16 protein-coding genes are annotated in these 16,564 nt (G+C 52.5%); 15 read left to right on the top strand and 1 reads right to left on the bottom strand.

The genetic code is table 11. The features are described from left to right. The first annotated feature begins 21 nt into the window (after positions 1 to 21). From ravA to mioC, 5 genes are all read left to right on the top strand, one after another. Positions 22 to 1,518: an ATPase RavA gene (ravA, locus tag NXS97_RS13245; RefSeq protein WP_042678286.1), complete on the top strand. Its 1,497-nt coding sequence runs from the start codon at positions 22 to 24 to the stop codon at positions 1,516 to 1,518. Then, positions 1,515 to 2,975: an ATPase RavA stimulator ViaA gene (gene viaA / locus NXS97_RS13240; protein WP_042678285.1), complete on the top strand. Its 1,461-nt coding sequence runs from the start codon at positions 1,515 to 1,517 to the stop codon at positions 2,973 to 2,975. Before ravA ends, viaA begins: the two co-directional genes overlap by 4 nt. 74 nt (positions 2,976 to 3,049) lie before the next feature. After that, positions 3,050 to 5,188: a 5-histidylcysteine sulfoxide synthase gene (gene ovoA, locus NXS97_RS13235; RefSeq protein ID WP_181901441.1), complete on the top strand. Its 2,139-nt coding sequence runs from the start codon at positions 3,050 to 3,052 to the stop codon at positions 5,186 to 5,188. Between the two features lie 104 nt (positions 5,189 to 5,292). Beyond that, the gene (asnC, locus tag NXS97_RS13230; RefSeq protein ID WP_013023927.1) at positions 5,293 to 5,754 is read left to right on the top strand and encodes a transcriptional regulator AsnC; all 462 of its coding nucleotides are present in this window, start codon (positions 5,293 to 5,295) and stop codon (positions 5,752 to 5,754) included. Between the two features lie 155 nt (positions 5,755 to 5,909). Beyond that, on the top strand, positions 5,910 to 6,350 hold the full coding sequence (gene mioC, locus NXS97_RS13225) for an FMN-binding protein MioC (protein WP_014594931.1): 441 nt from the start codon (positions 5,910 to 5,912) through the stop codon (positions 6,348 to 6,350). Positions 6,351 to 6,491: 141 nt separating this feature from the next. Here mioC and NXS97_RS13220 read toward each other — a convergent pair whose 3' ends face one another. Beyond that, positions 6,492 to 6,716: a hypothetical protein gene (locus NXS97_RS13220; protein WP_133242604.1), complete on the bottom strand. Its 225-nt coding sequence runs from the start codon at positions 6,714 to 6,716 to the stop codon at positions 6,492 to 6,494. A gap of 66 nt (positions 6,717 to 6,782) precedes the next feature. Here NXS97_RS13220 and mnmG point away from each other — a divergent pair, with 66 nt between their 5' ends. From mnmG to atpD, 10 genes are all read left to right on the top strand, one after another. Continuing rightward, a complete protein-coding gene (mnmG, locus tag NXS97_RS13215; RefSeq protein ID WP_014332971.1) occupies positions 6,783 to 8,672 on the top strand; it encodes a tRNA uridine-5-carboxymethylaminomethyl(34) synthesis enzyme MnmG in 1,890 nt (629 codons plus the stop codon). 47 nt (positions 8,673 to 8,719) lie between these two features. Next, on the top strand, positions 8,720 to 9,346 hold the full coding sequence (gene rsmG / locus NXS97_RS13210) for a 16S rRNA (guanine(527)-N(7))-methyltransferase RsmG (protein ID WP_014604724.1): 627 nt from the start codon (positions 8,720 to 8,722) through the stop codon (positions 9,344 to 9,346). Positions 9,347 to 10,034: 688 nt separating this feature from the next. Then, on the top strand, positions 10,035 to 10,415 hold the full coding sequence (atpI, locus tag NXS97_RS13205) for a F0F1 ATP synthase subunit I (RefSeq protein WP_014332968.1): 381 nt from the start codon (positions 10,035 to 10,037) through the stop codon (positions 10,413 to 10,415). Positions 10,416 to 10,423: 8 nt separating this feature from the next. Beyond that, positions 10,424 to 11,242 carry a F0F1 ATP synthase subunit A gene (gene atpB, locus NXS97_RS13200; RefSeq protein ID WP_013023932.1) on the top strand — a complete coding sequence of 273 codons (819 nt, stop codon included), beginning with the start codon at positions 10,424 to 10,426 and terminating at the stop codon, positions 11,240 to 11,242. A 48-nt stretch (positions 11,243 to 11,290) separates the two neighbouring features. Further along, positions 11,291 to 11,530 (top strand): F0F1 ATP synthase subunit C, encoded by a 240-nt coding sequence (atpE, locus tag NXS97_RS13195; RefSeq protein ID WP_003849523.1) that lies wholly within the window; start codon positions 11,291 to 11,293, stop codon positions 11,528 to 11,530. Positions 11,531 to 11,633: 103 nt separating this feature from the next. Then, complete coding sequence (gene atpF, locus NXS97_RS13190) at positions 11,634 to 12,104, top strand: F0F1 ATP synthase subunit B (RefSeq protein WP_013023933.1); 471 nt, start codon at positions 11,634 to 11,636, stop codon at positions 12,102 to 12,104. 14 nt (positions 12,105 to 12,118) lie between these two features. Continuing rightward, the gene (gene atpH, locus NXS97_RS13185; RefSeq protein ID WP_006121199.1) at positions 12,119 to 12,652 is read left to right on the top strand and encodes a F0F1 ATP synthase subunit delta; all 534 of its coding nucleotides are present in this window, start codon (positions 12,119 to 12,121) and stop codon (positions 12,650 to 12,652) included. 14 nt (positions 12,653 to 12,666) lie between these two features. Further along, positions 12,667 to 14,208 carry a F0F1 ATP synthase subunit alpha gene (atpA, locus tag NXS97_RS13180; RefSeq protein WP_013023934.1) on the top strand — a complete coding sequence of 514 codons (1,542 nt, stop codon included), beginning with the start codon at positions 12,667 to 12,669 and terminating at the stop codon, positions 14,206 to 14,208. A gap of 52 nt (positions 14,209 to 14,260) precedes the next feature. Further along, a complete protein-coding gene (atpG, locus tag NXS97_RS13175) occupies positions 14,261 to 15,127 on the top strand; it encodes a F0F1 ATP synthase subunit gamma (protein WP_006121201.1) in 867 nt (288 codons plus the stop codon). A gap of 30 nt (positions 15,128 to 15,157) precedes the next feature. Continuing rightward, entirely contained in the window at positions 15,158 to 16,555 is a 1,398-nt protein-coding gene (gene atpD, locus NXS97_RS13170) for a F0F1 ATP synthase subunit beta (RefSeq protein ID WP_014332967.1), read from the top strand. Positions 16,556 to 16,564 lie beyond the last annotated feature (9 nt).

Genomic DNA, 16,564 nt, shown 5'->3' with positions numbered 1-16,564 from the left:
CGTAAGGACATTGATGTGATTATGGCTCAACCCCATCTTTTGGCAGAAAGAATTTCTCGTCTCAGCAATGCGTTAGAAAAAGGTTTGTATGAGCGACATCATGCCATTCGCCTTTGCCTGCTCGCCGCACTCAGCGGCGAAAGCGTATTTTTGCTGGGTCCGCCAGGCATAGCAAAAAGCCTGATTGCCCGTCGCCTGAAATGCGCCTTCCAGCATGCCCGCGCTTTCGAATATCTGATGACCCGCTTTTCTACCCCGGAAGAAGTCTTTGGTCCGCTGTCTATTCAGGCTTTAAAAGATGAAGGACGCTATCAGCGGCTGACCAAAGGCTATCTCCCCGATGCCGAAATCGTTTTTCTGGATGAGATCTGGAAAGCCGGCCCGGCAATCCTTAACACGCTGCTTACCGCCATCAACGAACGCCGTTTCCGTAATGGCGATAGCGAAGAAAAAATTCCGATGCGCCTGCTGGTCACGGCCTCCAATGAGTTGCCGGAAGCCGATAGCGGGCTCGAAGCCCTGTATGACCGCATGTTAATTCGCCTGTGGCTGGATAACGTGCATGAAAAGCAGAACTTCCGCAGCATGCTGACCCATCATCAGGATGAAAATGACAACCCGGTCGCCGAATCGCTGCGCATCAGCGACGAAGAGTATGTGCGATGGCAGCAAGGCATCAGCCAGGTCACCCTGCCCGATAACGTGTTTGAACTGATCTATCAGTTACGCCAGCAGCTGGAAAAGCTACCCGAGGCGCCTTACATCTCCGATCGCCGCTGGAAAAAGGCCATACATCTGTTGCAAGCCAGCGCCTTTTACAGTGGGCGAAACACCATTGCGCCACTGGATCTGATCTTATTAAAAGACTGTTTGTGGCATGACGTTGCATCCATGCAGCTTCTGGATCGTGAAATCGATCAGCTCATGACTCAACATGCCTGGCAACAGCAGGCGATGTTGCTCAGGTTGCAGCAACTGAAAGCCCGACGTCTGGCCCTGCAACAGCAGCAAAGCGTGGCTGCCGCCATTACGCTTGAGAAGCACAGCGGCATGTTCAGTCGTAAACCGCATTACGACATGCCCGAAAGCCTTACCGACGCGCAGTTAACGCTGATGCTGCAAAAGCCGCTCACGCTGCATGATATGCAGGTCACGCATCTGGTTATTGAGCGTGAAGCACTGAACCACTGGTTACAGAAAGGCGGCGATATTCGCGGCAAATTAAACGGTATTGGATTTGCTCAAACGGTGTATATGCTGGTGGATGCGCAGCATTGCCTGGCGGTTCGCGATGTCAGCTTACAAACGGCAAGACTGACACTGCCCGGCAGCAGCAGCAGTGAGGCGTTGCCGGAAGAAATCAGTGAAGCGCTGGATGAACTCGACAACCAGCTGCGTCAACAACGCCACCTGTTCAGTCAGCAACAGCGTTGCCTGTTTATCAGTGATGACTGGCTGGCTCGCGTCGAAACCAGCCTGCAGGACGTTGCGGAACAACTTAAACAGGCGCGTAAATGATCTCACTGGAGACGCTGAGTACCCTGCTGTCAATCGGCGAGACCGAGCTGATTGAAGAGTTAATTCTGGCACTCCTCGCGTCTCCACAACTGGCCCTGTTCTTTGAAAAATTTCCCGGCATGAAAAAGGCGCTGTTACGGGATGTTCCTCGCTGGAAGGCAGAAATTGATGCCGAACTCAAAGCCACGCCGGTCCCGGAAGCACTGGCGGAAGAGTTTCAGTTATTCCAGCGTATTCAGTTACTCAGCGATCGTGAATTCAGCCAGCAGCTTGATGAAACCCTTTCTCACCTTGAACGCCTGGCATCCCCCTTCCAGGAAGAAGCAAAACGACTGCTTCTTCATAACGATCCCGGCCATCTCAGCACTGCCCAGCATACGCTGTTCCTGCAACGCTGGCGGCTCAGCCTTACGCTGCAAACGTTAACGCTTAATGAGCAACTTCTTGAGCAGCAGCGCGAACGTCTGATGGCGGAGTTACAGCAACGTATGGCCCTGAGCGGGCAACTGGCACCTGTGCTGGCAGACGATGACGAAGCGGCAGCCGGACGGTTATGGGATATGGGCAAAACGCCGCTTCAGCATGGCGATTACCAGTTGATGCTGCAATACGGCGAGTTCCTTGCACAGCAGCCCGAATTAATGAAGCTGGCCCAGCAACTGGGGCGGAGTCGTGAGGCAAAATCGGTTCCCTCCCAGGATGCGCCGATGGAAGCCTTTCATCATCTGGTGCGCGAACCGGATGCCGTACCGGAAGAAGTCAGCGGTATTCATCAAAGTGATGACGTATTACGCTTGCTGCCACCTGAACTGGCAGCATTGAGCGTCAGCGAGCTTGAACTTGAGTTTTACCGCAGGCTGGTAGAGAAGCGACTGCTTACTTACAAACTTCAGGGCGATACCTGGCATGAAAAAATCACTCAACGTCCCGTCAGCCACCAGCAGCATGAAGAACAGCCTCGTGGCCCGTTTATCGTTTGTGTCGATACCTCAGGGTCAATGGGAGGGTTCAATGAACGTTGTGCAAAAGCCTTTTGTCTGGCCCTTCTCAAAGTGGCACTGGCCGATCGCCGTCGCTGTTACATCATGTTATTCGCTCATGACGTAATTGGTTACGAATTAACGGGCGATGACGGGCTGGAGCAGGCCATCCGTTTTCTCAGCCAACGTTTTCGTGGCGGAACCGACCTCGCAGCCTGTCTTTCCGCGGTGGTCAAACGGATGGAAGGCCCGTTGTGGCAGGATGCCGATGCCGTCATCGTGTCAGACTTTATTGCGCAGCGCCTGCCGGAAGAGGTGGTACGTAGCGTTAAACATCGCCAGCAGCAACAGCAGCAGCGCTTCCACGCCGTCGCCATGTCCACGCACGGTAAACCCGGCATAATGCGCATCTTCGATCATATCTGGCGTTTCGATACCGGCTTAAAAAGCCGCATTTTACGTCACTGGCGGCGCTAAGCGAGACAGCAGAAATTCCATTTTGCTTTATAGTAAATATCTGCAATTACTTATTCAGCAATCAGGAGTGTCCTGTGAACACCGTTCAACCCCATCGCGATTTACCTGCGCCAACCCGGACGCTGATGCTCTCTGGCCAAAATGTCGAACAAAAACGTGCCGAGCTGCTGGCTTACTTTATTCAGACATGGGCGCTGTACGAAGATCTCTTTACCTGCCTCAACGATCAGCGCGCATGGTTTACGAAAGCGATTCCCCTGCGCCATCCGCTGATCTTCTACTTTGGCCACACCGCCACGTTCTACATTAACAAGTTAATGGCTGGACGTTACATCGATGACCGCATTGACGATCGCATCGAAGCCATGCTGGCTATTGGCGTGGACGAAATGAGCTGGGATGATCTCAACGACAACCACTACGACTGGCCTTCTGTAGAAGCCGTTCGCGACTATCGCGGTAGCGTAAAAGCCTTAGTGACACAATTTATTCAGGAGATGCCGCTTGAACTGCCCATCACATGGGACAGCCCGGCTTGGGTGATCCTGATGGGGATTGAGCATGAACGAATTCACCTGGAAACCTCCAGCGTGCTGATCCGTCAGCTGCCGGTCGAATGGGTGAAACCTCAACCGCAGTGGCCAGCCTGCGCGGAAGCGCGCCGCGATCGTCAGTTGGTGCCCACCAACGCACTGGTCTCCCTGCCCGGTGGCCACATCACGCTTGGTAAAACCGATGATACCTATGGCTGGGACAACGAGTACGGTACTCAGCAGGTTGAGCTAAAGCCTTTCAAGGCCAGCAAAATGCTGGTCAGTAACGCAGAGTTTTATGAATTTGTGCAGGCTGGTGGCTATCAGGAATCCCGCTGGTGGGATGAAGAAGGCCTGGGCTGGCGCCAGTTTGCTCAGGCAGAAATGCCCACCTTCTGGGTGGGTAACGCTGCGATGCCCGATCAGCTGAAACTCCGACTGATGTGTGAAGAGGTACCCATGCCGTGGGACTGGCCAGCTGAGGTCAATCAGTTGGAGGCCGCGGCCTTCTGTCGCTGGAAAGCGGAAGAAACCGGTAAGTCAGTCCAGCTACCCTGTGAGGCGGAATGGTATCAACTGCGCGAACAGGTCGAAGGCGATCAGCCAGACTGGCAGCAGGCGCCAGGCAATATTAATCTGGCTTACTGGGCCTCTTCCTGCCCGGTCGATCGGTTCCCGCAGGGGGAGTTCTACGACATCGTGGGCAACGTCTGGCAATGGACAACCACCCCAACCAATGGCTTTGAAGGCTTTAAAGTCCATCCGCTCTATGACGATTTCTCAACGCCCACTTTTGACGGTAAGCACTCACTTATAAAAGGTGGAAGCTGGATTTCCACCGGCAATGAGGCGATCAAATCATCGCGTTATGCCTTCCGCCGTCACTTTTTTCAGCATGCGGGTTTTCGCTATGTGATTTCTTCCCACCAGGAAACCATGGCCTTAAACCCCTATGAAACCGACAGCATGGTTTCTCAGTACCTCGATTTCCAGTATGGGCCTCGCTATTTCGGCGTCGATAACTATGCAGAAGCCTTGGTCAAACTGGCGCTGTCGCACAGCCAGAATCGGGGAGAGGCGCTGGATATTGGTTGCGCCACGGGCCGGGCAAGCTTCGAACTGGCCCGCCACTTTGAGCATGTCACCGGCATGGATTATTCGGCCCGTTTTATTGATGTGGCGCTCCAGCTCACCACTGGCGAAGATTTCCGCTACGTGGTGCCTGAAGAAGGCGATCTGGTGGAATACCGTCAGGTACGACTTAAGGACTTTGCTATCACCAATGAGCAGGCGAAGCGCATTCAGTTTGTTCAGGGCGATGCCTGTAACATGAAACCTCAGCCAGCACGTTACGATCTGGTCCTGGCCTCGAACCTGATCGATCGCCTGCGTCAGCCGGCACGTTTTCTTCAGGACGTCACGCCCATGTTGCGTTCTGGTGGGATCTTAGTGCTGTCGTCACCTTACACGTGGCTTGAAGCCTTTACCCCGAAGGAAAACTGGCTGGGCGGCGTACGTGAAAATGGAGAAGCCCTGACCACCCTGCAGGCACTGCAACGGTTGCTGGCCGCCGACTTTGAGCAGATAGGTTCACCACAGGATATGCCATTCGTCATCCGTGAAACGGCGCGTAAATTCCAGCATACGCTCGCGCAGGTCACTCTGTGGCGTAAACGTTAAGGCAACCGGCAGCGGCTTATGCCGCTGCCGGTGTGTTGCCAGTTACGTTATTTTGCTGCACATTCTCCTCAGTTCATTGAAGAAAAACGATAACGAGGACGATCATGCCCGAACATCTGCAACTGGATAACCTTGACCGGGGGATCCTGAATGCACTACTGGAAAATGCACGCACCGCGTATGCCGAACTGGCAAAACAGTTCAACGTCAGCCCGGGTACCATTCATGTCCGTGTCGAAAAAATGAAGCAGGCAGGCATTATTCTGGGAACGCGGGTTGAGATCGATCCCCGCCAGCTGGGCTTTGATGTCTGTTGTTTTATCGGCATTATTCTCAAAAGCGCCCGTGATTACCCGGCGGCGCTGAGTAAACTGGACGCGCTGGATGAAGTCGTTGAAGCCTGGTATACCACCGGGCATTACAGTATTTTTATTAAAGTCATGTGTCGATCTATCGATGCTCTCCAGCAGGTATTAATTAACAAGATCCAGACAATTGATGAAATCCAGTCAACAGAAACCCTGATCTCCCTGCAGAACCCCATCATGCGAACCATCAAGCCCTGATCTTTCCACCCGCTTGTGCACAATTTTATCCTTTAACGATCGGCCGCCTGACAACGGCTGTATCGCCCTTGTCAAAACTAATAACCTTGTTTTCCACAGGTGGATCACCGCTTGATCACAGCGTACAATGCTCACCTTGATCTCAGGAGAGCACGATGGCCGACATTACGTTAATCAGTGGCAGCACCTTAGGCAGCGCCGAATATGTTGCTGAACATCTCGAAGAAAAACTGCAGGAAGCGGGCTTCTCAACGCAGATGCTACATGGTCCTGAGCTTCATGATGTGCCCCTGCAGGGGATCTGGCTGGTCGTGAGTTCTACCCACGGAGCCGGAGAGTTGCCTGATAATCTGCAACCTTTTTATGACGCCATTGATGAAAGCCGTCCCGATCTGTCAGCCGTGCGTTTTGGCGCAGTCGGCATCGGCAACCATGAATACGATCTGTTTTGTGGTGCGATACGCAATCTTGACGCTCTGTTAATTACCTGTGGCGCACAGCGCATCGGCGAAAGGCTGGAAATTGATATTCTGCAACATGAGATCCCCGAAGATCCGGCTGAAGAGTGGGTGATGACCTGGAAAGACGCGATCTGAGCCGGTCAGGGATCGGGAAATCACGACGATCCCCAGCAGAAGATACTGTTTTTCCCCGGATCTGGTCTTTTATTTTGTGGATAACTACCCTGTTTAGTTGCGTATAACCGGTAGTTATCCAAAGAACAACTGGAGTTTACTTTATGAGCTGTGGATAAAGTCCTCTTTTGATCCCAGCTTATACGGATCAGGATCACCGATCATTAACAGGTAACGATCCTCGCTACGCACTTGTTTATCCTGTGCTTTTCGCAGATATCCACAAGAGATGGCGATCCTAATAAGAGATCTAACAGAAAGATCATACAAAGAATTAAGATCTTTTCTTTTAATACCTGTCGATCCCGCTGCTTTCACCTCAGCCATAATTTCAGTAGAATCCACGGCCCAGAGAGAACGATCTCTGACTATTCATCAACGAGGTACCACTTCATGTTTTATCAAGATCCTTTTGACGTCATCGTTATTGGTGGTGGTCATGCGGGCACGGAAGCTGCCATGGCAGCAGCCCGAATGGGTCAGCAAACCCTGTTACTGACCCATAACATCGATACGCTGGGACAAATGTCCTGCAACCCGGCCATCGGTGGCATCGGTAAGGGACATTTGGTAAAGGAAGTGGATGCCTTAGGCGGTTTGATGGCCGGTGCAATCGATCGGGCGGGTATTCAGTTTAGGATACTAAACGCAAGTAAAGGCCCTGCCGTAAGGGCGACCCGTGCTCAGGCGGACCGCGTACTCTATCGTCAGGCGGTACGTACTGCGCTGGAGAACCAGCCAAACCTGATGATCTTCCAGCAGGCCGTTGACGATCTTATCGTCGAGAACGATCGCGTTGTCGGTGCGGTAACCCAAATGGGCCTGAAATTCCGTGCCAAAACGGTCGTGCTTACCGTGGGTACCTTCCTCGACGGAAAAATTCATATCGGGCTGGATAACTACAGCGGAGGTCGTGCAGGCGATCCGCCGTCGATCCCTCTGGCAAAACGCCTGCGTGCTTTGCCACTGCGCGTTGACCGCCTGAAAACCGGTACACCGCCACGCATTGATGCACGCAGCATCGATTTTAGCGTACTTGCCCCGCAGCATGGCGATAACCCGATGCCGGTGTTCTCTTTCATGGGCAATGCCGGACAGCACCCACAGCAGGTGCCGTGCTGGATGACCTATACCAATGAAAAAACACATGATGTGATCCGTAATAACCTCGATCGTAGCCCCATGTATGCCGGGATCATCGAAGGGATCGGGCCACGTTATTGTCCGTCGATCGAAGACAAAGTCATGCGCTTCGCCGATCGCAACTCGCATCAGATCTTCCTTGAGCCTGAAGGACTGACCAGCAATGAGATCTACCCCAACGGTATCTCAACCAGCCTGCCATTCGACGTACAGATGCAGATCGTTCGTTCAATGCAGGGCATGGAAAATGCGAAGATCGTGCGCCCGGGTTATGCCATTGAGTATGACTTCTTTGATCCACGTGATTTAAAACTCACGCTGGAAAGCAAATTTATCGACGGCCTGTTTTTTGCCGGTCAGATTAACGGCACCACAGGCTACGAAGAAGCGGCAGCACAGGGATTGCTGGCGGGGCTTAACGCCGCGCGTCAGTCTGCTGACAAAGAGGGCTGGGCACCGCGTCGCGATCAGGCTTACCTCGGGGTACTGGTCGACGATCTTTGCACTCTCGGCACTAAAGAACCTTACCGCATGTTTACCTCACGTGCCGAATATCGCCTGATGCTGCGTGAAGACAATGCAGATTTACGTTTAACGGAAACCGGGCGTGAACTCGGCCTGGTGGATGATGCGCGCTGGGCGCGCTTCAACCAGAAGCTTGAAGCGATCGAGCAGGAACGCCAGCGACTGCGCGATATCTGGGTGCACCCTAAGTCCGAACATGTTGAGGCGGTGAATACCATCACCAGCTCTCCATTGACGAAGGAAGCCAGTGCTGAAGATCTGTTACGCCGCCCTGAAATGACCTATCTGAAGCTGATGGCACTTGATGCTTTTGGCCCGGCTTTGGCGGATGAACAGGCTGCTGAACAGGTTGAGATCCAGGTAAAATACGAAGGCTATATTGCGCGTCAGCAGGAAGAGATCGATCGTCAGTTGCGTAATGAGAATACGCTGCTGCCAGCCACGCTTGATTATCGTCAGGTCAGTGGCCTTTCTAATGAAGTTATCGCCAAGCTTAACGATCATAAACCGGTTTCAATCGGCCAGGCATCACGCATCTCAGGCGTCACGCCTGCGGCCATCTCAATTTTACTGATTTACCTGAAAAAACAAGGTCTGCTGCGCAAAAGCGCCTGATCTGAACCGGGGCGGGATTTTCCGCCCCCGCTGACTGGACTGATGCTGTGATCAACAAACTCACTTCGCTGCTGCAAGCGGCCAAAATTTCCCTTTCCGATCAACAAAAACAGCAACTGGTGGCCTATGTAGGGCTACTGGATAAATGGAATAAAGCTTATAACCTGACTTCGGTGCGCGATCCTCAGCAGATGCTGGTTCGCCATATCCTCGACAGCATCGTGGTGGCGCCACATCTTCAGGGTTCACGTTTTATTGATGTCGGCACCGGGCCCGGTTTACCTGGCATTCCGCTGGCCATTGTGATGCCGGAGGCACATTTCACTTTGCTGGACAGCTTGGGTAAACGCGTACGTTTTTTACGGCAGGTGCAGCATGAGCTGAGACTTACAAATATCGAGCCGGTCCAGAGCAGAGTCGAAGCCTTTCCTTCCGAACCGCCATTTGATGGGGTGATCAGCCGCGCCTTTGCGTCGCTGGAGGATATGGTGAGCTGGTGTCATCACTTACCCGCGGAAAATGGCCGTTTTTATGCGCTTAAAGGCGTGCGGCCGGATGAGGAAATCGCCAGCCTGCCTGCGGGCTATGCGCTGGACAAGGTGATTTCACTTCATGTTCCCCAACTGGAAGGCGAACGTCATCTGGTTATCGTTGCCAGGAACAGTACGCCATAGCGCATTCAGGCACCGTAAAGCGTATCAACGCGCGGTGCCATGTAACCAAAGATGCGATGGTCTTTGGGTCATCTACTCTGCTTTTCCGGCTCACGTTGTTAAATCCTGACGCGGAAATTATCTGAAAAACTTTTTCACATTTAACTTTTATTTCACAAAGTTTTATCAAAATAATCACGAGTTTTTGGCGTTTTATCGGTGCGCACCGCGATTAATCATATTTAAGGCCACCCGCCTTTCGGCAAGAGTAATAGGCTTTTTACGATTCTGAAGGAGACTTCGATGTCAATAGACTATTTTCATCGGGAACAAAAAAACGTTACGGTATATTGCTTTTTAACTGATTGATAATAAGGTTTTTTATCCCTTATTTTGCGTTCGGATAATTGGGTCTTAATAAAACATAACGCGGTGCGAATGCTTATTATGTGATCTAAAGCACGCTTTAAAACTGAGTTGCTGCGGAACTTTTTACGGCTTTATCCGAAACGGGCTGCTCAGTATCTTTTGAAAAATAGTCATTCGGAAAGAAATTTAGATAATTGTTCACCTTTTCGTTACTTAACGATTGAAATCACAGGTACGGCCCGTATAATTTGCACGGCTTTTGCTACTTGACTCAAATGCACAAAGGCAGTCTTATACGACACGCGACATACCCCTAAAGGGGCAGGAGAGTATCAGCGTCATGTCAGTGTCTCTTTACAGTGTGAAATACGCCCGAACGGTGCTGGTGATTCAGCTAGTGACCATCGTCATCGTCGGTGCACTCTTTGCCCTGAAAGATGTCACATGGGGCGGCTCTGCTCTTGCTGGCGGAATGGCAGCCTGGCTGCCAAACGTGTTGTTCTTGTTTATAGCCTGGCGCCTGCAAGGGCAAACTCCGGCTTCGGGGCGCGTCGCGTGGAGCTTCGCTTTGGGGGAAATAGCCAAAGTGTTCGCGACCATTATTTTGCTCATTGTGGCGTTGGGTGTATTCGATGCGGTCTTCTGGCCGGTCGGGATCACCTGGTTATCGGTGCTGGTCGTTCAGATGTTGGCACCGGCGGTAATTAACAACAAAGGGTAAGAGGCATCATGGCTGCAGGAGAAATCTCTACTCCGCAAGAGTACATTGGTCACCACCTGACTCATCTTCAGTTGGACCTGCGTACCTTCGAGTTAGTGAATGCTCACGACGCTCCCGCGACGTTCTGGGTATTAAATATCGATTCCATGTTTTTCTCTCTGGTGCTGGGAGTTATCTTCCTGGTGTTGTTCCGTAGCGTGGCGAAAAGCGTCACCAGCGGTGTGCCAGGGAAAATGCAGGCGGCTATCGAACTGGTTGTCGGTTTCGTTGATAGCAACGTGCGCGACATGTATCACGGTAAGAGCAAACTTATCGCCCCGCTGGCTCTGACGATTTTTGTCTGGGTCTTCTTGATGAACTTCATGGATCTGCTGCCAATCGATTTGCTGCCCTATATTGGTGAGCACTGGTTGGGGTTACCGGCGCTGCGCGTGGTACCTTCTGCAGACGTGAACATCACGCTATCCATGGCGTTGGGCGTATTTATTTTGATTCTGTTCTACAGCATCAAAATGAAAGGCATTGGCGGCTTCACGAAAGAGCTGACGCTGCAGCCTTTTAATCACCCGATCTTTATCCCCATCAACCTTATTCTGGAAGGTGTTAGCCTGCTGTCCAAACCGGTTTCACTCGGTCTGCGACTGTTCGGTAACATGTATGCGGGTGAACTGATCTTTATCCTTATTGCCGGTCTGTTGCCGTGGTGGTCACAGTGGATTCTGAATGTGCCTTGGGCCATTTTCCACATCCTGATCATTTCGCTACAGGCTTTCATCTTCATGGTCCTCACGATTGTCTATCTGTCGATGGCATCTGAAGAACATTGATTTTTTTCTCAACAATACGCGTTTAACTGAAACAAACTGGAGACTGTCATGGAAAACCTGAATATGGATCTGCTGTACATGGCTGCCGCTGTGATGATGGGCCTGGCGGCAATCGGTGCTGCGATCGGTATCGGCATCCTCGGAGGAAAATTCCTGGAAGGCGCTGCTCGTCAGCCTGACCTGATTCCTCTGCTGCGTACGCAGTTCTTTGTTGTAATGGGTCTGGTGGATGCAATCCCAATGATCGCTGTTGGTCTGGGCCTCTACGTGATGTTTGCTGTCGCCTAAAGCCCCTGTGTTCACTCCGTACCTGGTGCGAGAGTGAACGGATTCTGCCGTTTATCGTTGATAGCGGCAGAAAAGTTAAATACTTAATTAGAGGCATTGTGCTGTGAACATTAATGCAACAATCCTCGGCCAGGCCATCGCGTTCATCCTGTTTGTCGCGTTCTGCATGAAGTACGTATGGCCACCGATTATGGCTGCCATCGAAAAGCGCCAGAAAGAAATTGCTGAAGGCCTTGCTTCTGCTGAACGCGCGAAGAAAGATTTGGATCTCGCGCAGGCTAATGCGACCGACCAGCTGAAAAAAGCGAAAGAGGAAGCTCAGGTCATTATCGAGCAGGCGAACAAGCGTCGCACGCAGATTCTGGACGAAGCCAAGACTGAAGCTGATAACGAACGTACTCGCATTGTTGCACAAGCGCAGGCTGAAATTGACGCCGAACGCAAGCGTGCACGTGAAGAACTGCGTAAGCAAGTCGCGTTGCTGGCAATGGCTGGCGCCGAGAAGATCATCGAACGTTCCGTGGATGAAGCTGCTAACAGCGACATCGTTGATAAACTGGTCGCTGAACTGTAAGGAGGGAGGGGCTGATGTCTGATCTGATTACTGTAGCTCGCCCCTACGCCAAAGCAGCTTTTGACTTTGCTGTTGAGCATCAAAGTATTGAACGCTGGCAAAAGATGCTGGCGTTTGCCGCAGAAGTGGCTGCCAATGAACAGATGGCCGACCTGCTTTCAGGTGCATTAGCACCCGAAGCGCTGGCTGCCTCGTTTAATGCAGTCTGTGGTGATCAACTGGATGAACCCGCACAGAACCTGATTAAGGTGATGGCGGAAAACGGACGTTTGACAGCGCTTCCGGCTGTACTGGCGCAATTCATTCAACTGCGAGACGCTTATGAAGCGACTGCCGAAGTGGATGTTATTTCTGCCAGCACGCTGAGTGACGACCAGCTGACTAAAATCAGCGCCGCGATGGAAAAACGTCTGTCACGCAAAGTTAAGCTGAATTGCAAAATTGATAAGTCTGTGATGGCAGGCGTGATCATCCGTTCGGGTGATCTGGTTATTGATGGCAGCGTACGCGGCCGTCTTGACCGTCTGGCTGACGTCTTGCAGTCTTAAGGGGACTGGAGCATATGCAACTGAATTCCACCGAAATCAGCGAACTGATCAAGCAGCGCATTGCTCAGTTCAATGTCGTGAGTGAAGCTCACAACGAAGGTACTATTGTTTCTGTAAGTGACGGTATCATCCGCGTACACGGCCTGGCCGATGTTATGCAGGGTGAGATGATTTCCCTGCCGGGAAACCGTTACGCTATCGCCCTGAACCTCGAGCGTGACTCTGTAGGTGCGGTGGTGATGGGTCCGTATGCTGACCTGGCCGAAGGCATGAAGGTCAAGTGTACTGGCCGTATTCTTGAAGTACCGGTTGGCCGTGGCCTGCTGGGCCGTGTGGTGAACACCCTGGGTGCACCTATCGACGGTAAAGGCGCGATCGACAACGACGGCTTCTCGCCAGTCGAAGTGATTGCACCAGGTGTTATCGACCGTCAGTCCGTAGACCAGCCTGTTCAGACCGGTTACAAATCTGTCGATGCGATGATTCCAATCGGCCGTGGCCAGCGTGAGCTGATCATCGGTGACCGTCAGACCGGTAAAACCGCAATGGCTATCGACGCCATCATCAACCAGCGCGATTCAGGCATCAAGTGTGTCTACGTTGCGATTGGTCAGAAAGCGTCAACCATTTCTAACGTGGTACGTAAACTGGAAGAGCACGGCGCGCTGGCTAACACCATCGTTGTTGTTGCCTCTGCGTCTGAGTCTGCTGCACTGCAGTATCTGGCTCCGTATGCAGGTTGCGCCATGGGCGAATACTTCCGTGACCGCGGTGAAGATGCGCTGATCGTTTACGATGACCTGTCTAAGCAGGCTGTTGCTTACCGTCAGATTTCTCTGCTGCTGCGCCGTCCACCAGGCCGTGAAGCATTCCCAGGCGACGTGTTCTATCTCCACTCTCGTCTGCTGGAGCGTGCATCACGCGTGAGCGCTGACTACGTTGAGCGCTTCACCAATGGTGAAGTGAAAGGCCAGACCGGTTCTTTGACCGCGCTGCCAATCATCGAAACTCAGGCGGGTGACGTTTCTGCGTTCGTTCCGACCAACGTAATCTCGATTACTGATGGTCAGATCTTCCTGGAATCTAACCTGTTCAACTCCGGTATCCGTCCTGCTGTTAACCCGGGTATCTCTGTATCCCGTGTGGGTGGTGCTGCTCAGACTAAGATCATCAAGAAACTGTCCGGTGGTATTCGTACCGCGCTGGCGCAGTATCGTGAACTGGCGGCCTTCTCCCAGTTTGCATCTGATCTGGACGATGCAACCCGTAAACAGCTGAGCCACGGTCAGAAAGTGACCGAGCTGCTGAAGCAGAAACAGTATGCGCCGATGTCGGTTGCGCAGCAGGGTCTGGTGCTTTTCGCAGCGGAACGCGGCTATCTGAACGACGTTGAGCTGGCAAAAATTGGTAGCTTTGAAGCTGCTCTGCTGGCGTTCGCAGATCGCGATCACGCCGAGCTGATGGCTGAAATCAACCAGTCTGGTAACTTCAATAACGATATCGAAGAGAAGCTGAAAGGCCTCCTCGAAACGTTTAAAGCAACCCAGTCCTGGTAATGTCTGGCGGCTTGTCTGAAAGGGCAAGCCGCAAGGCTTTGAGGAGAAGCTAATGGCCGGCGCAAAAGAAATACGTACCAAGATCGGAAGCGTAAAAAATACGCAGAAGATCACCAAAGCGATGGAAATGGTCGCCGCCTCCAAAATGCGTAAAACGCAGGAACGCATGGCGGCCAGCCGTCCGTATGCAGATACCATGCGCAAAGTGATTGGTCACCTTGCACTGGGGAATCTGGAATACAAGCACCCTTACCTGGATGAGCGCGACGTTAAGCGCGTCGGCTACCTGGTCGTTTCGACTGACCGCGGGCTTTGTGGTGGTTTGAACGTTAACCTGTTCAAAAAATTGCTGGCAGAGATGAAGGCCTGGTCCGACAAAGGCGTACAGAGCGATCTGGCCATTGTGGGATCGAAAGGCGTGTCATTCTTCGGCGCTGTTGGTGGCAATGTTGTGGCACAGGTCACTGGCATGGGCGATAAGCCTGCGCTGTCTGATCTTATCGGCCCGGTAAAAGTGATGTTGCAGGCCTACGATGAAGGCCGCATCGACAAGCTGTACATTGTTAACAACAAGTTCAACAACACCATGTCTCAGACTCCGACCATTACCCAACTGCTGCCGTTACCGCCAGCGGAAGGTGAAGAAGAGATGAAGGCGAAGACCTGGGATTACCTGTACGAGCCCGATCCGAAAGCGCTGCTGGATACGCTGCTGCGTCGCTATGTCGAATCGCAGGTTTATCAGGGTGTGGTGGAAAACCTGGCCAGTGAGCAGGCCGCACGTATGGTAGCAATGAAAGCTGCAACCGATAACGGCGGAAATCTGATCAAAGAGCTGCAGTTGGTTTACAACAAAGCTCGTCAGGCCAGCATCACCCAGGAACTTACCGAGATCGTCTCGGGAGCCTCCGCGGTTTAACCAGGTTTGGAATTAGGTAGAGGATTCAAGATGGCAGCTGGAAAGATTGTCCAGATTATCGGCGCCGTAGTTGACGTCGAATTCCCTCAGGATGCAGTACCGCAAGTGTACAGCGCTCTTGAGGTTAAGAATGGTGATGCTCGTCTGGTGCTGGAAGTTCAGCAGCAGCTGGGTGGTGGCGTGGTTCGTACTATCGCCATGGGTACTTCTGACGGCCTGAAGCGCGGTCTGGAAGTCACCGACCTGAAAAAACCGATCCAGGTACCGGTTGGTAAAGCAACCCTCGGCCGTATCATGAACGTGCTGGGCGAGCCTATCGACATGAAAGGCGACCTGACAGAAGAAGACGGCAGCGCAGTAGAGGTTTCCTCTATTCACCGCCCTGCGCCTTCTTATGAAGATCAGTCTAACTCGCAGGAACTGCTGGAAACCGGCATCAAGGTTATCGACCTGATGTGTCCGTTCGCTAAGGGCGGTAAAGTCGGTCTGTTCGGTGGTGCGGGTGTAGGTAAAACCGTAAACATGATGGAGCTGATCCGTAACATTGCGGCTGAGCACTCAGGTTACTCGGTATTTGCCGGCGTGGGTGAGCGTACTCGTGAGGGTAACGACTTCTACCACGAAATGACTGACTCCAACGTTATCGATAAAGTTGCGCTGGTGTATGGCCAGATGAACGAGCCGCCGGGTAACCGTCTGCGCGTGGCACTGACCGGTCTGACCATGGCGGAGAAATTCCGTGATGAAGGCCGCGACGTTCTGCTGTTCATCGACAACATCTACCGTTATACCCTGGCCGGTACGGAAGTATCCGCGCTGCTGGGTCGTATGCCATCTGCGGTAGGTTATCAGCCAACGCTGGCAGAAGAGATGGGTGTGTTGCAGGAGCGTATTACCTCCACCAAGACAGGTTCAATCACCTCCGTACAGGCCGTATACGTGCCAGCGGATGACTTGACTGACCCGTCACCAGCAACCACCTTTGCTCACTTAGACTCAACAGTTACCCTGAGCCGTCAGATCGCCTCGCTGGGTATCTACCCGGCCGTTGACCCGCTGGACTCCACCAGCCGTCAGCTGGATCCACTGGTTGTGGGTCAGGAGCACTACGACGTTGCACGTGGCGTACAGTCACTGCTGCAGCGTTATCAGGAACTGAAAGACATCATCGCCATCCTGGGTATGGACGAGCTGTCTGAAGAAGACAAACTGCTGGTGGCACGTGCGCGTAAGATTCAGCGCTTCCTGTCTCAGCCGTTCTTCGTAGCAGAAGTGTTCACCGGTTCTCCAGGTAAATACGTAACGCTGAAAGACACCATCCGTGGCTTTAAAGGCATCATGGAAGGTGAATTTGACCACCTGCCAGAGCAGGCCTTCTACATGGTTGGCGCCATCGAAGAAGCGGTCGAAAAAGCGAAGAAACTGTAATAACGGTTT

This window comes from Pantoea sp. B623 (assembly GCF_024814475.1).
GTDB classification, from domain to species: Bacteria; Pseudomonadota; Gammaproteobacteria; order Enterobacterales; family Enterobacteriaceae; genus Pantoea; species Pantoea ananatis.
The sequence above is the reverse complement of the archived record's forward strand: the minus strand, read 5'-3'. Positions and strand labels throughout refer to the sequence as shown.